Raw genomic sequence first — 21,046 nt, 5'->3', positions numbered from 1 at the left:
ATAAAATAATAATCTAAGGATGAGAATATGGCTGGCGGAACCCCAATCACGAGCTCAGGCTCTCAGTCACAAGACAGTAAGTCTCGAGTCGGCAGCGTGTTTGTCGCCTCCCAATACAAGGGAGCCATGGTGTTACTGGTCGTGCTCTACTTTATTATCGGTTTCACCACAGTATTGAACGATATTCTTATTCCTGTGATGCGAGAAATTCATCAATTGTCGAACATGGAAGCCATGTTTGTGCAGTCGGCTTTTTTCATCGCATTCGCCATCTGGGCTATTCCCGCAGGACTTGTGATGGAGAAGATAGGTTATAAGCGCTCCTTGGTCCTGGCATTGGGCATCATGGGTATCGGCTATCTCTTGTTTATTCCCGCCGCCCACTATATGGAATACATGGGAGTGTTGTTTGCACTCTTCGTGCTGGCCACTGGTGTCGCATTCTTACAAGTCGCCCTTAACCCTTTAATCGTCAAAGTTGGCCCGGAACAAACGGGATCGGCGCGGATGAATTTAGGTGGCAGCTTTAACTCCTTTGCGACTACGATTGGCCCGGTTATCGGCGGCGCCGTTATCTTATCCAGCGTGCAGGAGATAGACTTTACCTCCCATGGCGAATATATCATCGCCAAGGCGGCTGCGGTTCAAATTCCTTATTTGGTGCAAGCCGTGGCGATTATCGGTATCGCGGCACTTATCTATTTCACCCGACTGCCGAAAATCGACAGTGTTAGTACATCCTCGGCCGGTAGTCAGGTAAAGGGATCCTTTTTCGACCATAAGCACTTGATGTATGGCGCAGGGGGGATCTTCTGTTACGTGGGGGTCGAAGTCTCTATTGGTTCGATTCTCATGTTGTATCTGGCAACTCCAGAGATGGGCGGTCTTGGACACGAGCAGGCTGTGCCTTTGCTGGCGTACTACTGGGGCAGTACCATGCTTGGTCGCTTGATTGGCTTCGTGGTTTGTCAGAAGATCCGCACTCAATATCTATTGCAGATAGTCACAGTGGCTGCGTTAGTACTTATCTTGGGTAGTTTTATGCCCTTCGCACTGGAAAATACCCTGGCTATTCCCGTGTTATTCAGCGATATGGCAGCCATAGAAGTGCCGCTTGCTGCCCTGTTTCTTATTCTGTGTGGTTTGTGTCATTCGGTCATGTGGCCGGCGATTTTTCCCTTATCGATCGCAAATTTAGGCGCGTTCACTCCCAAGGCTTCGGGCCTGCTGTGCACCATGATAGTTGGTGGCGGTATTTTGCCACCACTCCAGGGTTTTTTGGCAGACTCTATCGGTTATAAGTGGAGCTTTATTCTCTGTGCACTCTGTTATGTCTATATCCTGTTCTTTGCCTTCATCGGCTATAAGGCAGGCCAGAGTAGCGAGGTAGATGAAGCAAGTACCGATGAGGTTTCGGTGGCTAGCACCTAAGGTTAGCGCTTGCTAGCAGGTGAGAGTTGACATGTAATCTTGATTGGATTGTTTAAAGAAAAACGCAGCGATGAGCTGCGTTTTTTTATGGACGGATAAAATGTTACTGCAGGTCTATATTGCAGCTGTAATTATAGACTTTGCCTCTGGGCCCAGAACTCTCGCCAAATGGACTGATATTTAATGAAATAGTTAGTCATCCATTGAATCAATATTCGTGAGATTTACATTCGTTATAATTACGTTGTTAACTTGTTGCTACCGTGATCTTCTGTTAGCTTCGGGAGCGTAAGCAAACGAAAATACCGTAAAAGGCGATAGTCGTAGCCGATAATTTGCGGTGTGTTCGAATCTAAATAGTAACTCTAAACAAAAAATATAATGGAGCAAATCTATGAAGTTATCTAAAATTGCAGGCGCAATCATGGCCCTGACCGTGAGTGTGTCTACAAGTGTAATTGCAGATGATGATCGATATATTATTCAAGTCGATAGCAGCAATAAAGGTGTCATTAAGGCACTGACTAAGCAACTCGGTGGTCAAATCCATGTGGACGGCAATGGCTTTATCGCCGCCACTTTTAGCGGTAAAGAGCTTGCCCAAGTGAAAGGGCTGCTTAACAACCCACATATTAAGTTGATTGAAGCGGATCAGCGTCGTCAACTTATGTCGGCCTACAGTGATGATGCCGGTAATCCCATGACCGAGCAAGTCACACCTTATGCCGTGTATCAATCTCAAGCTAATCAAGTTGCATTCAATGCCAATGCGGGCATGAAGGTGTGTATTATCGATTCTGGACTCGATGCCAGTAACACAGATTTTGAGTGGAATAATATCAGTGGCGACAATGATTCAGGCACAGGCAACTGGAATGAGAACGGCGGGCCACACGGTACGCATGTAGCTGGCACGATTGGTGCGGCAGACAATAATGTCGGCGTGATTGGTATGGCACCGGGTGTCGAGATGCACATCATCAAGGTGTTTAACGATGATGGTTGGGGCTACTCATCAGACTTAGCCCATGCAGCAGATCTTTGTAGCGCGGCAGGTGCCAACATTATTAGCATGAGTCTAGGTGGCGGAGGCTCTAACTCTACCGAGTCTAATGCCTTCCAGTCATTCGTCGATGCAGGTGGCCTGGTGGTCGCTGCTGCGGGTAACGATGGTAATAATGTTCGCTCATACCCTGCGGGTTACCCATCTGTGATGATGATTGGTGCTAATGATGCCGACAATAAAATTGCCGATTTCTCACAATTTCCTGGTTGTACGACCGGACGTGGCAAGCAGGTGAAAACAGATGAGACTATCTGTGTCGAGGTCACAGCTGGTGGAGTAGATACACTTTCGACTTATCCTGCCAGTATGGCTACGGCAGCGAATATGACTGCCGATGGTGCAGCGTTTGCGAGTTCAGCCATGGAAAATCCAGGTAGTGTCACTGGCAGCACTTACTATATGGGCACGGCAGAGGCAACCGATAGCGGTGCTAATGGTAATGTCTGTGTGATCGATCGCGGTAATATCTCATTCCACGATAAGGTGGCAAACTGTGAAAACTCAGGTGGCGTTGGCGCGGTTATCATTAACAACGAACCTGGCATGTTATATGGCACGCTAGGTGATACCAATGCCACTAGTATTCCGGCTGTTGGGGCTGCATTTGAGGATCGCAGTGCGTTATTAGCGGCGGGGAATATTGCTATCGACATCGGCACTTCAGATTATGGTTTTATGAGCGGTACCTCAATGGCAACCCCAGCAGTGTCGGGCTTGGCTGCTCTGGTTTGGTCTAACCATAACCAATGTACTGGCAGTGAAATCCGTGAAGCCTTAAAGGCGACGGCCATGGATAGTGGCGCTGCTGGTAATGATGTTTATTTTGGCTACGGTATCGTTAAAGCGGCAGCAGCAGATGCATACCTTACTGCTAATGGCTGCGGCGGTGACGGCGGCGGAGAGCCCGGTGGCGACTTTACTCTGAGCGCAAATGGCTACAAGAGTAAAGGCGTGAAGAAGGTCGATTTAACCTTTAATGGTGCTGCGGGGACGAATGTAGATGTTTACCGTGATGGCAGCTTGATTGTCACGACATCTGCCAGTTCGACGTATACCGATAGCATTAGTTCTAAAGGTGGTGGTTCATATAGTTATAAGGCCTGCGATGAGGGGACATCTACTTGTACTGCCGAGCAGACGGTTGTTTTTTAGGTGTTACTTGTTAAGTGACTTGCTAATTGATTTAACTTAAGTCGCTTGAAAACCCTGGTTTAACCTCAGCCTGACCGCAGCACTTTTGCCGTGGTCAGGCTGAGGTTTTATGGTTTACACCGGACCTTTATTTCAATACCTTGTATAAGCTGATGCGTTCGCCGCGATAGTAACCGGTTAGTTTGACCTGTTGTACCTGCGCAGCCGTGGTGGCATTGGTCGGTAACCATTGCAGATCGATCTCCCCGAACTGACGACTAGTGGCTTCGCTCTCCCCGTTAGTTCTTAATACATGAGCTAAGGTTGTGGAGTGCAGGCTTTTTTCGGAGCTGCTGAGCCAGAGAGTAACCAGATCCCGTGAGAGCATCTGATAGCCGACCTTTATCGATGAGCCAACAAGATTTGAAAATTGAATGTAATCGATTGCCCCATAACGAGAGATGATGATTTTATCTGTGAGCATGCTCATGCCGTACGGATAGGCCTTATCATAGATCATCGATTTGATTATTTTTCGTGCCGTATTATCGAGCAGATAGACGCGGTTAGCCGTTAGCACCGAGCTGTATTTGCCTTCGGGATCAGACACCACACGCTTGACTCGGCTATCGAGTTCTAAGCTGGCAATAGGCTGATATGAGGAGCGTGTATCGAGCCAGGATACGGTATTTGTGCCATCGCTGATCAGGAGCTCGCGATCATCATTGACGAAGCAGGCATCAAGAATATCCGCCTTAGCTATGTGGTTCTTGGGGGCCAGAGTCTCGGTATCCAAGATCATAGTTTGACCATAGCTCCCCTGAGTGACTAACAGCTCAGCTCCCTGTTTACTAAGTATCAGGCCAGGATCTGAGGTGCTCAGATTATAGACCTGATTGCTTGCCACTAAGGTTTCGCTGTTTAACAACTTCAACTCTGCAGTTTGTCCCGAACCATTGGTGAACACAGCCATCACACGTTTCTTACTGTAGATAGGGGTTAACCAATTGATATGGTTGTTGAGGCATTCGGCTTCAGACATCGGCAGTTCGGGTTTCTCTATCACTATGGGATCGGTTCCCGATGCGCCGCTGTAGCTGTCGATAATAAATTGTTTCTTCACGCCTGAGGGGCTGGGGGATTTAGCGTTCTTGCCTATCTCTGACAGATAGATGCCGTTATCCCCGGAGGCGTTACAGGTATTGCTGATTGAATTATCGCCGTATGCGGTTGGCTGATAAATTAAATAGGCCTGCTGATTACTCAGGCCCTGAGCGGCAAATGTGAGGCTGGAGGTGACCTGGATTCCTCCTGTGCCAGTACAGATACCATATTCACAATGATCATCATCATCATCATCGTCGTCATCATCATCGTGATCAGAGTCCTTAAGCAGAGCGGATCTCTGGGGAGATGCTAGTGCCGAGGTGGCGGGAAACGATGAATATGTACCTGTGCCAGTATTAATCTGTAGCAGTTTGTCATCTGAGGTTAGCGCCAACAAGAGACCTGTGTTCTCATTCATGGTGATCGATTTTGGCGATGTCAGTGGACTGAGTGGGTATGAACCGGACAAGAGATAGCGATTGTTTAAATTCACGAAACTGGTATCGAGATCCGCCTGACTGAGTGATTCCCTTATATCGAATGTTCTGTTTGTCACCATTTTATCGACGGCCGCGGCTATTTTTAAATAGGCCGAATCACCGGATAACGAGATGGCATGATGGAAAGAGGCGATTAATTGTGCAGTTTCATTTTCGGGTCCATGAATAACATCGAGATCGGTGAAATTAATATTATATTTGTCCCCGAATATCTTCTGTAAATAGGCTTTTGCCTGACCTGAGTTGCCCGAAACCATAGGGTTAAATAACACTTCATTTTGGATCAGAGTCGTAAATGGGCTGACGAGTTTCGCCCCACTATTGGCTGTAAGGAAGTAGCCATTCGAGTCGATTAAAAATGGCCCTGACGCGCTCGCTGTCAGGCTCTCAAGATTGGTTATGCTCTGTTCAAGAACACCGCATTCCCCGTTAAGATCAATATCCTGACAGACAGGGTAGTCTCCATAGGCATAGTGATTCTTACTCTGGGTATTTGTGCTGTCATCACCACCGCCACAAGCCGTCATCAAGGTACAACTGGCAACCAATAAAGCAATTTTAGATACTTTTAAACATTCACTCATAATATTTACATCGTCACCTATCGAAATAAAAGATCGCCAACCGCCACAAAGGCAGTCGATGTAATCGCTGTTACGTAAATTAACAGAATAAAACACCAAATGATATTGATAATGGATCTCATCCGCATTATCATCCGCCAAAATGTAAAGCCGATGTTTATTTGGTTAATAAAAAAATCTTCCTAGGGATCTATTTCAATGGTGTTCAGAAGTCAGCCATCATCTTTGGTTATAACACTCGTTTTAACGTCTTTCTTAGCCGCCTGCGGAGGTGCTGAGCCGGACAGTAAACTGACATCAACGACCGAGCCAGTGATCCCGAAAAATACGTTGACTGGGGTGGCACTGGACGGTTATTTGAAAGGTGCCAGAGTGTGTATCGATCTCAACCACAACTTGTATTGTGACAGCCATGATGGTGAAAGCGTACTGACCGGAGCGACAGGTGAATTTACCTTGGCCGTAACGGGTGAAAATCTGAGTCGTTACTCTGTCATCGTCGAGGCTATCCCTAATCAAACTGTAGACATGGATAACCCAGATAAGAAAATCGATAAGGCATTCGTGCTGTCGGCTCCGGCGACTCAAGCCGCACTGGTGACGCCATTTACTAGTCTGATCACCACCATAGCCGCACAGCGAGGCACACATTTCGATACGGCGAAGCTCATTCTGGCTCAATTGCTGGCTATCGATGCCGAAAACTTGATGTCAGATTATGTTGCCGGTCAAGACAGGATAGATAAAGAGCTGCATTTGCTGGCTCAGGGCCTGACCAAGATCATGCAGGCTGGTGAGCAGGCCTCGGTGGAGAGCGGTATCGGCAGGAGCATTGCTCGTCAGGGCACCAGAGCCAAGTTGGGCTTGCTGGATCTCTCAGTGCTGAAAAGTCGGACAGATAACTTGGTGGGGACCAATAATCCCCAGGCCATGGATGACATTGTCAGGGATCATGTCGGGGAAGTGCTGGTGTCGCCTGCTGAGATCTTGAACAATCGGGTGGTCATCATACCTAAGGCGCCTAAGTCAGGCCTGGTTAATGACGAATCTGACACTTTCTCCTGGAGTTGGGTCGGTCATTTTACCGACATAAGTGATTATGAATATTCACGCGATGGCGGTAAAACCTGGCAGGTGGTGAGTGCCATGCCCCTCTATGTGGGCCTGGATGCTTACGGGGTTGGCGCGATCCAAGTTAGGATCAGAGCCGATAAAAATCGAGGCCGTCAGGCGGGTCAGCCTGTGCTGTCAGACAAGGTATTCACTCGGGTACTTATGCCTTCGGCGCCTGCTAGCCTGACAATCAATGATGCGAGCAATGTTTTCGACTGGCAGTTTGTTCCTGAACATACTGATTATGCCTCCTATGAATATTCACTGGATACTGGAGTCAATTGGCAGCCGATAACGGCCAAGCCTCAGCCTGTTGAAGATTTCGCTATTACCGCAGGTGCTCTGCAGCTCAGGTTAACCGAGCGGTCCGAGATCAATATCCCGGCCGGTCACATCATCTCTTCAACGACTCCCTTCACTGTGACACCCGCTCGTCCCTTGGCGCCGATAATCCTTGCGGTCAATGATGAACATGACAGTTTCACCTGGGAGCTATTGGCGGCATTTCCTCGGGTAGCTAACTATGAAATTTATCTGGACGGCTCTTGGCGTCAGGCCAGTGGCAACCCAGAGTATATCGGCAATAGGGATTATCCGGCTAACAGCATAAAAATACGTGTGCCAGCTAACATTAACAATGGCATGCCAGCCGGGTTCTCTGCCGTGATCGCTCAGGTGTTCACCCGAGACTTAGGTAAGCCTGTTGCGGCGCTCAATAGTGTCGTGGATGATATCAATGACAGTTTCGATTGGGACTATGTGCCAGGGTTTGAGACTGCGGCACATTACGAGATCTCTACCGATGCTGGGAAAACCTGGGGCGGCGCCAACACTAAACCGGCCGTGATAGACGATGGGCAGTTTGGCATAGGTCAGGTGTGCGTACGTGTTATCGCCAACGCTATGGGAAGCCATGTAGCGGGAGGAATACTCTGCTCGGAGGCCGCTTTCACCCTTAAGTCTGTGGCTCCCGATGCGCCCACTGTGCCGGTCACCGATGATGTACTCGATACCTTCGGCTGGCAGTGGGCCCCGGGATTTGAGCGGGCCGCAGGTTACGAACTCATGACACCGGATCAAGACTGGAAAACAGTTAATGCCAACCCCTATCAACTGCCAATGGATAATATTTATCAGGCCGGTGAAGTCAGGGTGCGAGTCAAGGGGGATGCCTTATCTGGTCGGGAGCCTAGCTTAGCCTTGCTCAATACTCAGGCCTATACTGTCAAGCCGTCAACGGCCGCAGCGCCAACAGCCTCGGCTGTCGATGATGCTCTCGATACTTTTGGCTGGCAATGGACACCTGGGTTCGAGCGAGCCGAAGATTATGAGCTCATGACACCGGCTCAAGACTGGAAAACAGTCAACGCCAACCCTTATCAACTGCCGATTGATAATACTTATCAAGTTGGTGAAGTCCGTGTACGGGTGAAGGCCGATACAGTTTCGGGCCGGGAGCCCAGTTTACCCTTGCTCAATCCCCTGGCCTATACGGTTAAGCCAGCAATAGCTGTTGCGCCTACAGCCTCTGCTGTCGATGATGCTCTCGATACCTTTGGCTGGCAATGGACACCTGGGTTCGAGCGAGCCGAAGATTATGAACTTATGACACCGGTTCAAGACTGGAAAACAGTCAACGCCAACCCCTATCAACTGCCGATTGATAATACTTATCAAGTCGGTGAAGTCAGGGTACGGGTGAAGGCCGATGCAGTCACTGGCCGGGAGCCTGGCTTACCCTTGCTCAATATCCAGGTCTATACGGTCAAACCAGTCAGAGCGGAGGCTCCGACCGCGCCAGTTGTCGATGATGTACTCGATACTTTTGGTTGGCTGTGGACGCCAGGATTCGAGCGAGCCGAAGATTATGAGCTAATGACACCGGCTCAAGATTGGAAAACAGTCAACGCCAACCCTTATCAACTGCCGATTGATAGTATTTATCAAGTCGGTGAAGTCCGTGTACGGGTGAAGGCGGATACAGTCACAGGCCGGGAGCCCGGCTTATCCTTGCTTAATATCCAGAGTTATACGGTCAAGCCCTATAGAGCCGATGCGCCGACCGTGCCTGTTGTCGATGATGTGCTCGATACCTTCGGTTGGCAGTGGACACCGGGATTCGAGCGAGTCGAAGAGTATGAGCTCATGACACCGGATCAAGACTGGAGAATAATTAACGCTAACCCTTATCAACTGCCGGTTGATAATATTTATCAAGTCGGTGAAGTCAGGGTACGGGTGAAGGCCGATGCAGGAAAGGGCCGGGAGCCTGGTTTCTCCTTGCCCAATACTCAGAGTTATACGGTCAAGCCCTTAACAGCCGCAGCGCCGACCGTGCCAGTTGTCGATGATGTACTCGATACCTTCGGTTGGCAATGGACACCGGGATTCAGCCAAGCCGAAGATTATGAGCTTATAACACCGGATCAGGATTGGAGAACCGTTAACGCCAACCCCTATCAACTGCCGATTGACAATACTTATCAGGTCGGTGAAGTCCGCGTACGAGTCAGGGGAAATGCTATAACGGGCCAAGAACCCAGCTTACCTTTAGCTAATATTCAGGCCTATACGGTCAAACCCGTCAGAACTAAGGCTCCGACCGCGGCAGTTGTCGATGATGCTCTCGATACCTTTGGCTGGCAATGGACACCGGGATTTGAGCGGGCCGAAGATTATGAGCTCATGACACCGGCTCAGGACTGGAGAATAGTCAATGCCAATCCCTATCAACTGCCAGTCGATAATATTTTTAAGACTGGTGAAGTTCGGGTGCGGGTGAAGGGAAATGCTTTAACGGGCCAAGAACCCAGCTTACCTTTAGTTAATACTCAAGTTTATACGGTCAAGCCATCTCAGCCTGATGCGCCGATAAACCCACAGCAGGACGACAATCTCAACAGTTTCGATTGGGATCTACTCACTGACTTTTCTCACCCAAGATATTATGAATTTTCTGTCGATGGCGGCGCGACTTGGCTGATAGTCAGTGAGAAACCTTTGCAGCTGGGTGAAATAAATCTTGCGGCCGGCATGGTTCAGGTACGCGTCAAGGCGAATGCGACCAATGGCATGCCTGCAGGCAAGGTCCTTGTCAGTACCGTTGATTTCATCGGCGGCATGCAACCCGATGCCCCTACTCATCCGGAAATCGTCAATGCCAGCAGTGTCGGTATAACCAATGGCCTCAAGTGGAGCTGGGTTCCCGGTTTTGTTGAGGCTTCACATTATGAATATAGCAATGATGCAGGCCTGAGCTGGACTGCAGTAGGCAGTAATCCGCAACATATGGGCTCACAGGTTTATAGCAAAGATAAGCTGCAGATCCGTGTGCGTGGTAATGCTAAGGCCACAGAAGTGAATGCGCCGGGGAAAATCATGGATGCCACTGGTGCCAGTGGACAATTTATTGTTATGGAATTTGTCCCTATGTTATCTGTGGGCCAGGTAATGACTATCTCCGAGTCATCCAATGGCAGTAATCAATATCGTTTCGATACCAATCAAGGGTGCTGGGCACAGTTTGACTCTAATGGAGAAGGTGAGCCTAGGTATTGGGGCGGAAAAAGCAGTTACTTCGATAAGACAAAGCTTGTCGACGAGCTGGCTTCTTTGAACCTAAATTCTGTTTGCGGTCTGATCGGCTGGGATGCTCCCCCTGAGTCTCTGGTGATGGCATCAACGGCCATAAGCAGTTCGGGGAATAATAAACCTGTGAACATGAGTCGAGGCTATGGCTCGTTTTGGGCAAAGTCTGGTTCAGATTATGTGCTATATAACAATGGTGCCATAGCACAGCCGAGTTGGAGCAATTCGTATTATCCCTACTGGATACTGGGAGAGACCAGTGAGCTTGTAGCGCGTTTATTGGCCATTAAAAACGATGCGGTGACTGGGGTTAACTCCTTAGAGATCTTGGAAATCGACTTGAATACCAGCCTGCTAGCCGAGATGGTTAAAACTGACCCGGTACTTAATGATGTCGAGAAGATTCAGCTGGATATGCAGGCTTTGAACGGTGAGGCGAGGGCACTGGCAACTGAGCTAGATGAAGCTTATGTGGCATATCGACTCTATGTGGATCTGATCATAAAAAATCGCCCGACTACGACGAGTGTAGACTTGGCTTCGCTGCAATCTAGCTTGGTCGAACTGCAGGCGCAAAAGACAGACATTAACTTAGTATTGACCCGAACTCAGGCTTCGATAAAGGCGCTGCATGCCCTTAATTATCTGTTGATTCTGGGAAAAAATCTGGACGATGTGATCAATAAGATAACCTCGATAGCCGGAGACAATGGTCAGGTGCTACACGGCGCAGCGCTTGAGTTGTATCAGGCGATTCACCAGTTGCAGCTGACCCTAAAAGATTTCGATGCTATCTATACCCAGTTAACCGAAGCGCTGGACTCAGGAGGGCTCAGTGATGCCATCAATACTGAGCTCAATATTTTGCTTGCACGCTTAAATGCACTCGAGTCGGGCGCAGATGTGACATCGGCGCAAACGACGGCGATGCAAGCTTTAACACGGGCAAAGAGCGATGGCTATACCGTGCCCGCAGCCGATGCCGTGATCGGTACCCATTTCAGTAAGCTGGATATTAATGGTGACTATTTGCCGAGTAATACCAGCTTCGCCCAAGGCTGGCGTTGTGTATTCGACAGCAGATTTGCTAATTATTCGAGGATCTGGACCTTGCTGGGTGATGGTTTGCCTGGGGGCTCAGATAACTTGCCATTCGATGATGGCACTAATACAGAGTCGAACGTAATGGGCACCAGCGGCTTATTGAAGCGGCGCAATGATGCCAACTACTGCGGGCATAGCGATTGGCAGGTACCAGGCCTGACTCAGACAGAAACCTTAGCCACTTCAGGTAGCAGTTATTCTAGAACCATAGACACCAGTGTGTTTCCCAACCATCTGGCCCTGACTGATGAATATGATAAGTACAACGGCGGCAAACGTTTCTTCTATTGGCTAAGTAAGGCCCATGTCAGTGACGGAGCCAAGCAGCAGGCCTTCACCTTTAAAACAGCTAACAATTATGGCTCCAGCAAGGATTTTTTCGACAAATCTGTTGGTGAGCTCGATAACAAGATTTTTATCGCCCGCTTTGTCAGCGAAATCTCTCCCTATGAATTAATCGATATTAATGGCTCAGTGACATTGGTGTTGGCTAACGCCAAGTGCACCCGAGACAAGGTCAGTGGCAATTACTGGCAGTTATTCGATGATAAAGGCGGTGCAAGGTTTAAAAAATTCAACGATCTTGCAGCGATTGTCGATGAGGTTAATACCGCTTCACTGTGCGGTCTGACCACATGGGCGATACCAAGCTTCGATGAGATTAAAACTCTATATCCTTTTGATCAGTCAGTATTTATAAATAATGAGGTGAGTGGGAATTACAATAAACTAGCCTGTTATGTTTCATCGGATGAATCAAGTTTAGGTTATTCCGGCAAAAGAAAGAGATGCCTGAAAATAGATGGAACCGAGGCATATGTGACTTATGAGGGGGCTATAATATGTATCCCTCTCTGTATCGATTACGCGGGGAATAACTAGCGTATATCGAATATTAATTCAAGCGTATTAACACCAGAGGAATAAAAATATGATGAATACTATCAAGAAAAAACAGCGCGGCGCAGCTGCAATCGAATATGCAATATTAGCGGCGGCCATGTCTCTGGTTATGTTTAGTTTCTTAGGCGAGGATGGGAAGTTGACTAAGGCTATCGATGCCGCCTACGAGACCATAGTGTCCAAGCTGGAAACGATTCAGGAAGAATCATAACGCTCACCTTTAAATAGATGGAACTGTTCCATCATCTCTAAATAGAAATACTCATAATGACAGTAAAACGTTTAATGTATTTCTCGGTTTTTATATCTCTGGCTGGCCTTATTGGCCTGTACCTGAGTATTTCTGCGCCCCAGAAGCAGGTAGATATAAAAACGGAGAATGTAATACACGAAATTCTCGTGGCTAAGCAGGAAATTAAATCCGGCCAGCGATTCAGTGCTTCTTTATTCGAATGGAAAGCACTGAATGAAGATGAATTGACTGGCTTAGTGGATCATATCGGTAAGGATAAGTTCGATATTCTCAAGTTTAATGGCTCAGTGCTTGTGAGCTCGTTTACTGCCGGACATATCATGAGTCTGTCGGATTTTCTTAAGCCTGAAGAGGGCGGCTTTCTGTCGGTGTCTCTTCGTCCCGGATACCGCGCGGTTTCTGTGCCAGTGGATCAGGTGACAGCTAACTCTGGCTTAGTGGGTCCTGGGGATTTTGTCGATGTCTTATTATTAGCCTCCCAGGAGCAGGAGCTTCGCACCCGGGGCAATGAAACACAGAGCTTGTATGTGAAAACAATAGCGAGGAATGTCCGTGTGCTTGCCTTTAACGATGCCGTCAAAGTCGAACAATATATAGCGGCGCAGAAGGAGAATAAAGGTTTTATTCCCGATGACAGTGCGGTGACATTAGAAGTATTAGCTAAGCAGGCCAACAGAATTATATTAGCCAATCAGTTAGGCATATTGACGCTAGTGTTACGCAGTAACAATGAGCTTGTTGATGAAGCCAATAGACAAGATGAAATTAATATCGCCGATATATTTCCTGATATTAAACGCGTTCAACCCAATATAGGTTTAGTTGAATTCAGAGCCAGTGATAAACGTGTGCTAAATCAAGCAGGGGACAAGAGTGATTAAAGTAATTACCTCCTTTTTGTGTATATTGTTATTTTGTGGGGCATCACAAGCAGAGTCATTAAATATGATTTTAGCCGTGACCCTAAATAAAGCTGAGTTGGTGCAATTGCCTAAAACGGCCAAATCAATATTCATCTCCAGTAATACCATCGCCGATTATCAGGCATTGACCAATACCAAGATCATGGTATTTGGCAAGCAAGCCGGCACCACTTCCCTCTACGTGCTCGATGCCGATGAAAATGTCATCTATTCGGCAAGCGTGAAGGTCAGTCATAACGTCGATGAACTCAATGGCTTGATCCTAAGTGAATTTCCCGATGCCTTAGTCAGCGCCGAATCTATCGCAGGCAAGCTATTTCTGAAGGGCCGGGTGCCGACGCCAACCATGGCGGAGAAGATAATTCGCCTGTCTGAAGGTTATGTCTCTCAACCTCAATCCTCGCAAGGCAAGCAGGGGGGAAATCTTCGGATCAGGCTAAGGGAGCTAAGCAACAAGGTCAAAATGGCGGCGGGCAGCAGGCTAAATCGGGCACTGCCAGTAAAGGTGAGCTGATCAATCAGTTGCAGATCACCATGTCGACTCAGGTCAACCTGAGAGTGAGGATCGCCGAGGTATCACGTAATGTTTCCAATAAACTCGGTATCAAGTGGGGCTCCCAAGGATTTGGCACAGGCAAACTCGCCTTTATCGATGGTCTGGGCTGGAGCAACCTTTCGGTCATGGTCGACGCGTTAGCGACCAATGGCATGATATCAGTATTGGCCGAGCCTAACTTGACGGCGATTAGCGGTGAGAAGGCCTCCTTTTTGGTGGGGGAGAGGTGCCCATTCCGCTGATCTATGGCGACACTGTCAGCATAGAATATAAGCCCTTCGGTGTGCGTCTGGATTTTAAACCTACCGTGTTAAGCCCTAATCGCATCAGCCTGCAGATAGAACCTGAAGTCAGTACCATATCCCAGAGCACCAATGTGGTGATGGGAGACTCATCATTTCCGATATTCATGACACGTAAGGCATCGACCACCATAGAGCTGGCCAGTGGCCAGAGCTTCGTTCTCGGCGGCCTGCTGCAATCCACCGACATTGAGCAGATGCAAAAGATGCCCTGGATTGGCGATATCCCCATTCTCGGGGCCTTGTTTCGCTCCAATGAGTTTAAGCGTGAGGAGACTGAGCTGATCATCATTGCCACTGCCTATCTGGTTGAACCCACCCGGGGGGATTCATTGCCTCTGCCTACCGACGGACTCATTCCCATGAGCGATGTCGAGCGCCTGCTGGCCTGGCCCCGAAGGGGAGTGCTCAGCTCGTTGGATACGCAAGTTAACCCGAACGATAATCGTCAGCTGCGTCTGCTCGGCGACAACGGATTTTATTACTGAGGTGAGTCATGCGCTTAATTATTTTATTGCTGCTTAGCAGTCTGCTCTTGGCTTGCTCTGGCGATCCGATAAAACGTCAGCCCGATATCGCCATCGAGGCGGTGACCCATGTGTTTTCTCTGCGGTTAATCGCAGAAACACTCGATAGCGAAGACAGGGCGGCATTGGAAGAGTTCCTGCTGCGCCAGGGCGATCCAGCCAACTTAAGAGTACGTATCGAAACTCACTCTTCACGGGGAGAAAAGGTGCTGAACTCGGTGCAGGAATTATTGCACCGCAGAAATATATATCCCTCGCAGATCCGGACCCTTCGGAGGGAGTCTGCCAGCACCTCTGAAGATCTGACTCTGGTGGTCGAGTCGTATCGCACCTTAGTTCGCCATTGTGATGCGGGCAAAGAGCCTAAGACGATTCTCAACAGTTTTAAACGTTCGGCTAACTTTGGCTGTGCCAATGCCAGCGCCTTGGCTCAGATGGTGGCAAACCCTCGGGATTTGGTGGTGGGCGAGACCTTGTCTGCGACCGAGGGCCGCAAGGCTGTGTCGACTCTGGAAGCATATTATGCTCAACCCAATGCCCCATTGAGGGAGTCTTCACCAATCTCAGGCGCGCTATCAGGCGGTTCTGGGAATTAATTATGAATACATATTTTAACCAGCTTCCAGCCCTAGTCGTGGGAGGCAAAGTGCTTGTCTTGCAATTTAGGATATCTCTCAACATGAGTCTAAGGGCCTACTCTAGATGACTTCAAATATTTACAAGATTCAGGATAGCGGCTCTCAGACCGATTATTCACAATACCGGGTAGCATCGGGTGAGTTAGGCAAACGTATCGCCGTTGCCAGCGCCAAGGGCGGAGCGGGTAGCACCAGTGTCGCGGCTAACCTTGCCTGGGTGTTGTCACAGCAACTCGACAAGCGGGTCGCCTGCGCGGATCTGGACTTTGTTAGCGGCGACTTAGATCTGCATCTGAATATCAGTGCCAATAATAGGCTCACCGAGATGTTGCAGTATCCCGAGCGTCTGGAGCCTATAGTGTTCGAGCGTAGCGGAGTGAAGGCGGCGGAGAAATTGCACGTTTTTACCGGCTATAGTCAGCAGTTGGCCCAGGAGTTTTGGCCCGACTCGGAGGCCTTAGAAGCGACTTCACAATTTTGTCAGCAACAGACAGATTATCTGATCTGGGATATCCCCTCTTTCTGTCTGCGTGACAGTGTCGGTTTCGAGGCTATTCGTAGCGCTGATATTCGTATCGTCATCGTAGAGCCGACACTGGCCTCGATTCGTCATACCAATCAATTATTGACTCAGCTGGCGACAGATCATGATCAGCAGACGATTCTGATCCTTAATCATACTAAGCCAGAGAAGGCTTCTTTGATCTCGTTAACCGACGTCAATCAAGCTCTGGGCCAGAGCGTAGATCTAGTGATCCCATTTAGCCCGGAGAAGATGTTATCCACCGCGACTCTGGGAAGCCATGTTGCCGACGATAACGGTCGACTCGGTAGGGTGTTTAAGCAACTCGCTGCCAGAGTGACGGGTGAACAAGTCGCTCCTGTGAGCCGAATGAAACTTTGGTTCAGGAGAGACTGATGTTTGGACGAAAAATATCGGCTAATCAGAGCCCGTCGCCTCGCTCTGGTTCGGTAGCTATGAGCGAGTCGGTCAAAGATTCCGAGCGTCAGCAGAGTCGATTCGCCTTGATCCACAGTGAAGTTATGCTCGCTATCGAACCCGCCGTTGTGATCCAACTCTCCCGTGAGGAGCTAGAGACTCGGACCTTCGAGGCCGTGGGCGATATAGCCCAGCGTCATCAACTGCCCATGGGAGGCCAGGAACAGAAGCAGATCATGCTGCGCCTGGTGGACGAAATGTTAGGCCTGGGGCCGCTGCAAGTGTTGATCGATGATCCCGATGTCACCGACATCATGGTCAACGGCCACAAGGAAGTGTTTATCGAGCATAAAGGTAAGCTCAAGTCGGCGGAAATCAGCTTTCGCGATGAGGAGCATGTGCTCAATTTAGCCCGACGAATTGTGAGCCGCATTGGCCGCAGGATCGATGAGACGAATCCTATGGTCGATGCCCGCCTGCCCGATGGCAGCCGGGTTAACGTACTCATTCCACCTCTGGCCCTGGATGGCACTTGTATCTCGATCCGTAAATTCAGCGATAACAAACGTAGTCTGAGCCAGTTAGCCGAGCTTGGGGCCATGTCGGCGGATATGGTGACCTTGCTGGACATCATAGCCCGTTGCCGGGTGAATGTGCTGATCTCCGGCGGCACGGGTGCGGGTAAGACTACGCTACTCAATGCCATGTCGTTTGGTTTCTCACCCGAGGAGCGGATCATCACCATAGAAGATGCGGCAGAATTAAAATTGGCGCAGCCCCATGTCATACGTATCGAGACGCGTCCGGCGAGCGCTGAAGGTCTGGAGGCCGTCGATCAGCGTCGTTTATTGAAGAACGCCCTGCGTATGCGTCCGGATCGCATCATTCTCGGCGAAGTGCGTGGCGCCGAAGCATTTGACATGATGCAGGCGATGAACACTGGCCATGATGGTTCCATGTGTACCTTGCACGCCAACTCGCCATCCGATGCGTTGATCCGTCTGGAAAACATGCTGTTGATGGCGGAAGTTAACCTGCCGGCACAGGCCCTGCGGCGTCAGGTAGCCGCAACCATAGACATTATTGTGCAGATCGAGAGAATGCGGGATGGTCGACGTCGGGTGACCAATATCACCGAACTGGTTGGTCTGGAAGGAGATCAATATCTTACCCATGATCTGTTTCGCTTCGATTATCAGGGGCAGGACAGCCAAGGCAATGTGTTGGGGCAATTCTTGTCTGCACAAAAAGTGCCTAAATTTATCGAGAAGGCCAGATATTACCAGCTAGATACCAGACTCAAGCAAGTGATGGGAGTGAATTGATGTTTGCTCTGTGCGCCATTTTTCTCCTGGTATTGAGCCTGACAGTCAGTGCTGTTTCTTCTTGGTATTACATTGGCCAGCGTCGTCAGACTCGAAGGCGCCTGTTGAGCGTGACTAAGTTCAAGGCCCAAGATAAATCTGTGTCTAAGTCACTCTTTGGTTGGGAGCAGGAAGTGAGTCCTTGGCTACGCTGGCTCAGAAGACTGGAGTCTCGTATCGATAACCTATTCGGGCTCAAGGGGAAAACTTTCCTTTATCTGGGTCTGGTTACGTCGGCTATCACCAGCTGGATAATGAGTGGTTTCTTGCCTGTTTATGTGCGCCTGGCACTGTTGATATTGGTGCCGACTATCGGCTTCTTAGGTTTTTTCTGGTTGATGCGCTCGATGCAGATGAAGCAGTTCGATCAAGCCTTTCCTCAGGTGTTGGGTCAGATCTCCCGCGCCGTGGCGGCCGGCATCTCAGTGCCCCAGGCCATAGCCCAGGTATCTGAGTATCAGCAGGGCTTCCTCGGTCGTGAATTTGAGCTTATCCGCGACAGACTCGCCATAGGAATCGGCCTTAAGCAGGCCCTGGAACAGGCCTGTTATCGTTTGCCCTATGCAAGTTTTCACTTCTTCACTGTGGCACTTATTTTGAACCAGGAGAACGGTGGTCAACTGAGGGAGGTACTCCATAGCCTGGGCCGAACCCTGCACGATAATAGTGCGATCAAGATGAAGATCAAGAGTCTGACCGCAGAGCCAAGAATGACGGCGTTGATTCTAGCTAGCTTGCCTTTAATCTTGATTAGCATCATGTTCTTCAAAAATCCCACCTCCTTCGCCGTGCTCACCGACACGCCAGCCGGGCACAATGTCTTGTTATATGTGGTTTGCAGCATAGCTCTGGGGCTTGGCATCATCAATGTGCTGACTAAGGTGCGACCATGATGACCTTATCCTTGTGGGTATCGTTTATGTTATTGCTCGCCGGGGGCTCCTTAGCCTTGCTCAGCAGCGTTAAGGCGCGGCAGAGAGATGGGGTCGTTGCACGTTTACAGCTTGTGGAACGCGGGGCTATGGCCTTTGCTAAGCCTCAGAACCAGCTCCAATCTAAGATTAAGGTCAGCGATGATATCAAGGCCTTGTTGCTCAGAGCTGGATTCTACTCTGAGCATGCTGCCAGCATCTTTGTGGTGGCCAAGTTATTGGTGGCGATAAGCTGTTTCATCGGCTGGATGGCATATTCTGGCTTCAGTTTCGACAAGGTCATCTTGGCCAAGGGGTGGTGTTTGCCGTTATCGGCGGGATTGGGGTGGAGCATTGGGTCAAATTCAGGGCGCGGCTTGTCTCTTCTCGCATCGCCGGAGCGACCCCGGATGCACTGGACCTTATGGTAGTGTGCGTCGAGTCCGGTCTTACTCTGGAGGCGGTATTTGGTCGGGTAGGTCAAGAGATGGTGAACTTCTCCCCGGAACTGTCCCGAGAGTGGTTGATCACCGAAGCCGAACTGCGTCTGCTCGATTCCCGGCCCCAGGCATTGAAAAACCTGGCCCTTCGCACTGGCATCATCGAAATTGAAAACATGGTTATCGCCCTGTCTCAGGCAGAAAAATACGGCAGTCCCATCGCTAAGAGCATGCGCCTTATCGCCTCGGATAGCCGTCAGCACCAGTATCTGGCGTTGGAAGAGAAGGTCGGCAAGATCCCCGCCAAGATGTCCATGCCACTCGTGGTGCTGGTCATGATACCTGTGGTAGTCCTGATCGTGGCGCCGACAATCATTGAACTTATGACATCGATAGGTGAACTTTGAAATGCCTAATTTACTCGTTGCCGCAAACATCTTGCCGCCAACGAATCAATCTCAGTTCGATAGGTGAACTATGAAGCGTTTAATATTTTTATTCCTGTTAACCCAGCTTATGGCCTGTGGCTCTTCAGGCTCACTCTCAGCAGAGCAGCTCAAGGCTAATGATCGTCACTTGGCCGAGGTGGCAATGACGAATGGCCGTCCGGGGAGTGCCATAGAGATCTATCAAGCATTGTTAGATAAAGCTCCCCACGATGTGGAGCTGCTCTATCTACTGGGGAGCGCCTATAACCTGAGCGGTGAGTATGCGATGGCATTGCACCAACTTAAGGAGGCGAGTCGAATCAACCGCGAGGCTGGCTATGCCAGCCGGGGAGAGATCCAGCGAGAGATAGGCCGGGCGCAGCTAGCCTCCGGTGATACGCCCAAGGCTTTGATTGCGCTGCTGCAGGCAAGCTCTTTGTTGCCCGGTGACGCCGTGGCCCACAACAGTCTGGGTGTGTGTTATGCCCTGCATCAGGAATACCAGCAGGCTCGCGGCGCGTTTCAGGCGGCGCTTAATATCGATCCCGGCAGTCTGGAATATCGCAATAATTTAGCTCTGGCCTGGATACTCGATGACAAGCCGCAGCTGGGCATAGATGTTATCTACCCCAGTTATTTACGCGGAAAAAGCACGGTAAAATTACGCCAGAACTTAGCCCTGGCCTTCGCGATGAAAGGCGATATAGAGGCGGCTAAGGCCATAGCCAGACAAGATCTGACTAAGGCGGAGCTAGAGCGAAATCTGGATTTCTATGGCCAATGGCAGAGAAAGGAACTGTGAAGTCGAAGCAAGAGGGGAGTCAAACCCTGGAATTTACCCTGACTCTGATCCCTTTTTTCATTCTTTTACTCCTGGTTGTCGAGCTGTGCCGTTTCATGTTAACGGCAAATCTGCTCGATGCGGCCCTGTCTACGGCCGCCAGACAGGTGGTCAGGCTGAATGATAAGCAAGATGTTCTGCAGCTGTTGAGACAAGAGATCGATGCGCAGGATTGGCCACTATTTGACAATGGCAGAATGAAACTTGAGGGACGTTATTATGAGGATCTTGAGGCCTTAGTGCTGGATCAATACGATTCGGATTATAAGGACCAGATGTATGGTGAATATCGGCTTACTTACACCTATCAGATGTTATTTATCGAAGGCATGGGTGATGGCAGCGCCATCAATAAGTTTGAGCGAACCGTGTTGGTAGCCCATGAGAGGCGTTAAT

At 49.5% G+C, this 21,046-nt stretch carries 17 protein-coding genes; 16 read left to right on the top strand and 1 reads right to left on the bottom strand.

What is annotated here, in order from left to right; all coding sequences use genetic code 11:
• The first annotated feature begins 27 nt into the window (after positions 1-27).
• Positions 28-1,431 carry a sugar MFS transporter gene (locus FM037_RS20935; protein WP_144047600.1) on the top strand — a complete coding sequence of 468 codons (1,404 nt, stop codon included), beginning with the start codon at positions 28-30 and terminating at the stop codon, positions 1,429-1,431.
• 394 nt (positions 1,432-1,825) lie between these two features.
• A complete protein-coding gene (locus FM037_RS20930) occupies positions 1,826-3,649 on the top strand; it encodes a S8 family serine peptidase (RefSeq protein ID WP_144047599.1) in 1,824 nt (607 codons plus the stop codon).
• A gap of 127 nt (positions 3,650-3,776) precedes the next feature.
• Here FM037_RS20930 and FM037_RS20925 read toward each other — a convergent pair whose 3' ends face one another.
• A complete protein-coding gene (locus tag FM037_RS20925) occupies positions 3,777-5,819 on the bottom strand; it encodes a YncE family protein (protein ID WP_229380963.1) in 2,043 nt (680 codons plus the stop codon).
• 198 nt (positions 5,820-6,017) lie between these two features.
• Here FM037_RS20925 and FM037_RS20920 point away from each other — a divergent pair, with 198 nt between their 5' ends.
• From FM037_RS20920 to FM037_RS20870, 14 genes are all read left to right on the top strand, one after another.
• Positions 6,018-12,506, top strand: coding sequence for a DUF1566 domain-containing protein (locus FM037_RS20920; protein ID WP_144047598.1), 6,489 nt, complete (start codon positions 6,018-6,020; stop codon positions 12,504-12,506).
• Positions 12,507-12,555: 49 nt separating this feature from the next.
• Entirely contained in the window at positions 12,556-12,738 is a 183-nt protein-coding gene (locus tag FM037_RS20915; RefSeq protein ID WP_144047597.1) for a Flp family type IVb pilin, read from the top strand.
• Positions 12,739-12,794: 56 nt separating this feature from the next.
• Positions 12,795-13,661: a Flp pilus assembly protein CpaB gene (gene cpaB / locus FM037_RS20910; RefSeq protein ID WP_144047596.1), complete on the top strand. Its 867-nt coding sequence runs from the start codon at positions 12,795-12,797 to the stop codon at positions 13,659-13,661.
• Positions 13,654-14,217, top strand: a complete 564-nt coding sequence (locus FM037_RS29700; protein ID WP_229380962.1) for a pilus assembly protein N-terminal domain-containing protein — start codon at positions 13,654-13,656, stop codon at positions 14,215-14,217. The genes cpaB and FM037_RS29700 overlap by 8 nt, the downstream gene beginning before the upstream one ends.
• A 20-nt stretch (positions 14,218-14,237) precedes the next feature.
• The gene (locus FM037_RS29695) at positions 14,238-14,501 is read left to right on the top strand and encodes a hypothetical protein (RefSeq protein WP_229380961.1); all 264 of its coding nucleotides are present in this window, start codon (positions 14,238-14,240) and stop codon (positions 14,499-14,501) included.
• Positions 14,486-15,049, top strand: a complete 564-nt coding sequence (locus FM037_RS29690) for a type II and III secretion system protein family protein (RefSeq protein ID WP_229380960.1) — start codon at positions 14,486-14,488, stop codon at positions 15,047-15,049. Before FM037_RS29695 ends, FM037_RS29690 begins: the two co-directional genes overlap by 16 nt.
• A gap of 8 nt (positions 15,050-15,057) precedes the next feature.
• On the top strand, positions 15,058-15,684 hold the full coding sequence (locus FM037_RS20900; protein WP_144047595.1) for a CpaD family pilus assembly lipoprotein: 627 nt from the start codon (positions 15,058-15,060) through the stop codon (positions 15,682-15,684).
• A 106-nt stretch (positions 15,685-15,790) separates the two neighbouring features.
• Positions 15,791-16,645 carry an AAA family ATPase gene (locus tag FM037_RS20895; protein WP_144047594.1) on the top strand — a complete coding sequence of 285 codons (855 nt, stop codon included), beginning with the start codon at positions 15,791-15,793 and terminating at the stop codon, positions 16,643-16,645.
• 125 nt (positions 16,646-16,770) lie between these two features.
• Positions 16,771-17,991: a CpaF family protein gene (locus FM037_RS20890; protein ID WP_407695672.1), complete on the top strand. Its 1,221-nt coding sequence runs from the start codon at positions 16,771-16,773 to the stop codon at positions 17,989-17,991.
• Positions 17,991-18,923 (top strand): type II secretion system F family protein, encoded by a 933-nt coding sequence (locus tag FM037_RS20885; protein ID WP_227992491.1) that lies wholly within the window; start codon positions 17,991-17,993, stop codon positions 18,921-18,923. The genes FM037_RS20890 and FM037_RS20885 overlap by 1 nt, the downstream gene beginning before the upstream one ends.
• Positions 18,920-19,372, top strand: a complete 453-nt coding sequence (locus tag FM037_RS29685) for a hypothetical protein (RefSeq protein ID WP_229380959.1) — start codon at positions 18,920-18,922, stop codon at positions 19,370-19,372. The genes FM037_RS20885 and FM037_RS29685 overlap by 4 nt, the downstream gene beginning before the upstream one ends.
• A complete protein-coding gene (locus FM037_RS29680) occupies positions 19,288-19,788 on the top strand; it encodes a type II secretion system F family protein (RefSeq protein WP_229380958.1) in 501 nt (166 codons plus the stop codon). Before FM037_RS29685 ends, FM037_RS29680 begins: the two co-directional genes overlap by 85 nt.
• 70 nt (positions 19,789-19,858) lie before the next feature.
• Complete coding sequence (locus FM037_RS20875) at positions 19,859-20,611, top strand: tetratricopeptide repeat protein (RefSeq protein ID WP_221937435.1); 753 nt, start codon at positions 19,859-19,861, stop codon at positions 20,609-20,611.
• Positions 20,608-21,045, top strand: a complete 438-nt coding sequence (locus FM037_RS20870; RefSeq protein ID WP_185976876.1) for a TadE/TadG family type IV pilus assembly protein — start codon at positions 20,608-20,610, stop codon at positions 21,043-21,045. The genes FM037_RS20875 and FM037_RS20870 overlap by 4 nt, the downstream gene beginning before the upstream one ends.
• The last annotated feature ends 1 nt before the right edge of the window (position 21,046 follow it).

This window comes from Shewanella psychropiezotolerans, from assembly GCF_007197555.1.
Lineage (GTDB): Bacteria > Pseudomonadota > Gammaproteobacteria > Enterobacterales > Shewanellaceae > Shewanella > Shewanella psychropiezotolerans.
Note: the sequence above shows the minus strand (reverse complement) of the source record. Positions and strands in the feature narration are given on the sequence as shown.

Excerpts from the sequence above, each read along its gene's own strand:
- FM037_RS20935 (WP_144047600.1), top strand. The coding sequence starts at position 28 with ATGGCTGGCGGAACCCCAATCACGAGCTCAGGCTCTCAGTCACAAGAC.
- FM037_RS20930 (WP_144047599.1), top strand. The coding sequence starts at position 1,826 with ATGAAGTTATCTAAAATTGCAGGCGCAATCATGGCCCTGACCGTGAGT.
- FM037_RS20925 (WP_229380963.1), bottom strand. The coding sequence starts at position 5,819 with ATGAGTGAATGTTTAAAAGTATCTAAAATTGCTTTATTGGTTGCCAGT.
- FM037_RS20920 (WP_144047598.1), top strand. The coding sequence starts at position 6,018 with ATGGTGTTCAGAAGTCAGCCATCATCTTTGGTTATAACACTCGTTTTA.
- FM037_RS20915 (WP_144047597.1), top strand. The coding sequence starts at position 12,556 with ATGATGAATACTATCAAGAAAAAACAGCGCGGCGCAGCTGCAATCGAA.
- cpaB (WP_144047596.1), top strand. The coding sequence starts at position 12,795 with ATGACAGTAAAACGTTTAATGTATTTCTCGGTTTTTATATCTCTGGCT.
- FM037_RS29695 (WP_229380961.1), top strand. The coding sequence starts at position 14,238 with ATGTCGACTCAGGTCAACCTGAGAGTGAGGATCGCCGAGGTATCACGT.
- FM037_RS20900 (WP_144047595.1), top strand. The coding sequence starts at position 15,058 with ATGCGCTTAATTATTTTATTGCTGCTTAGCAGTCTGCTCTTGGCTTGC.
- FM037_RS20895 (WP_144047594.1), top strand. The coding sequence starts at position 15,791 with ATGACTTCAAATATTTACAAGATTCAGGATAGCGGCTCTCAGACCGAT.
- FM037_RS20890 (WP_407695672.1), top strand. The coding sequence starts at position 16,771 with ATGCTCGCTATCGAACCCGCCGTTGTGATCCAACTCTCCCGTGAGGAG.
- FM037_RS20885 (WP_227992491.1), top strand. The coding sequence starts at position 17,991 with ATGTTTGCTCTGTGCGCCATTTTTCTCCTGGTATTGAGCCTGACAGTC.
- FM037_RS29685 (WP_229380959.1), top strand. The coding sequence starts at position 18,920 with ATGATGACCTTATCCTTGTGGGTATCGTTTATGTTATTGCTCGCCGGG.
- FM037_RS20875 (WP_221937435.1), top strand. The coding sequence starts at position 19,859 with ATGAAGCGTTTAATATTTTTATTCCTGTTAACCCAGCTTATGGCCTGT.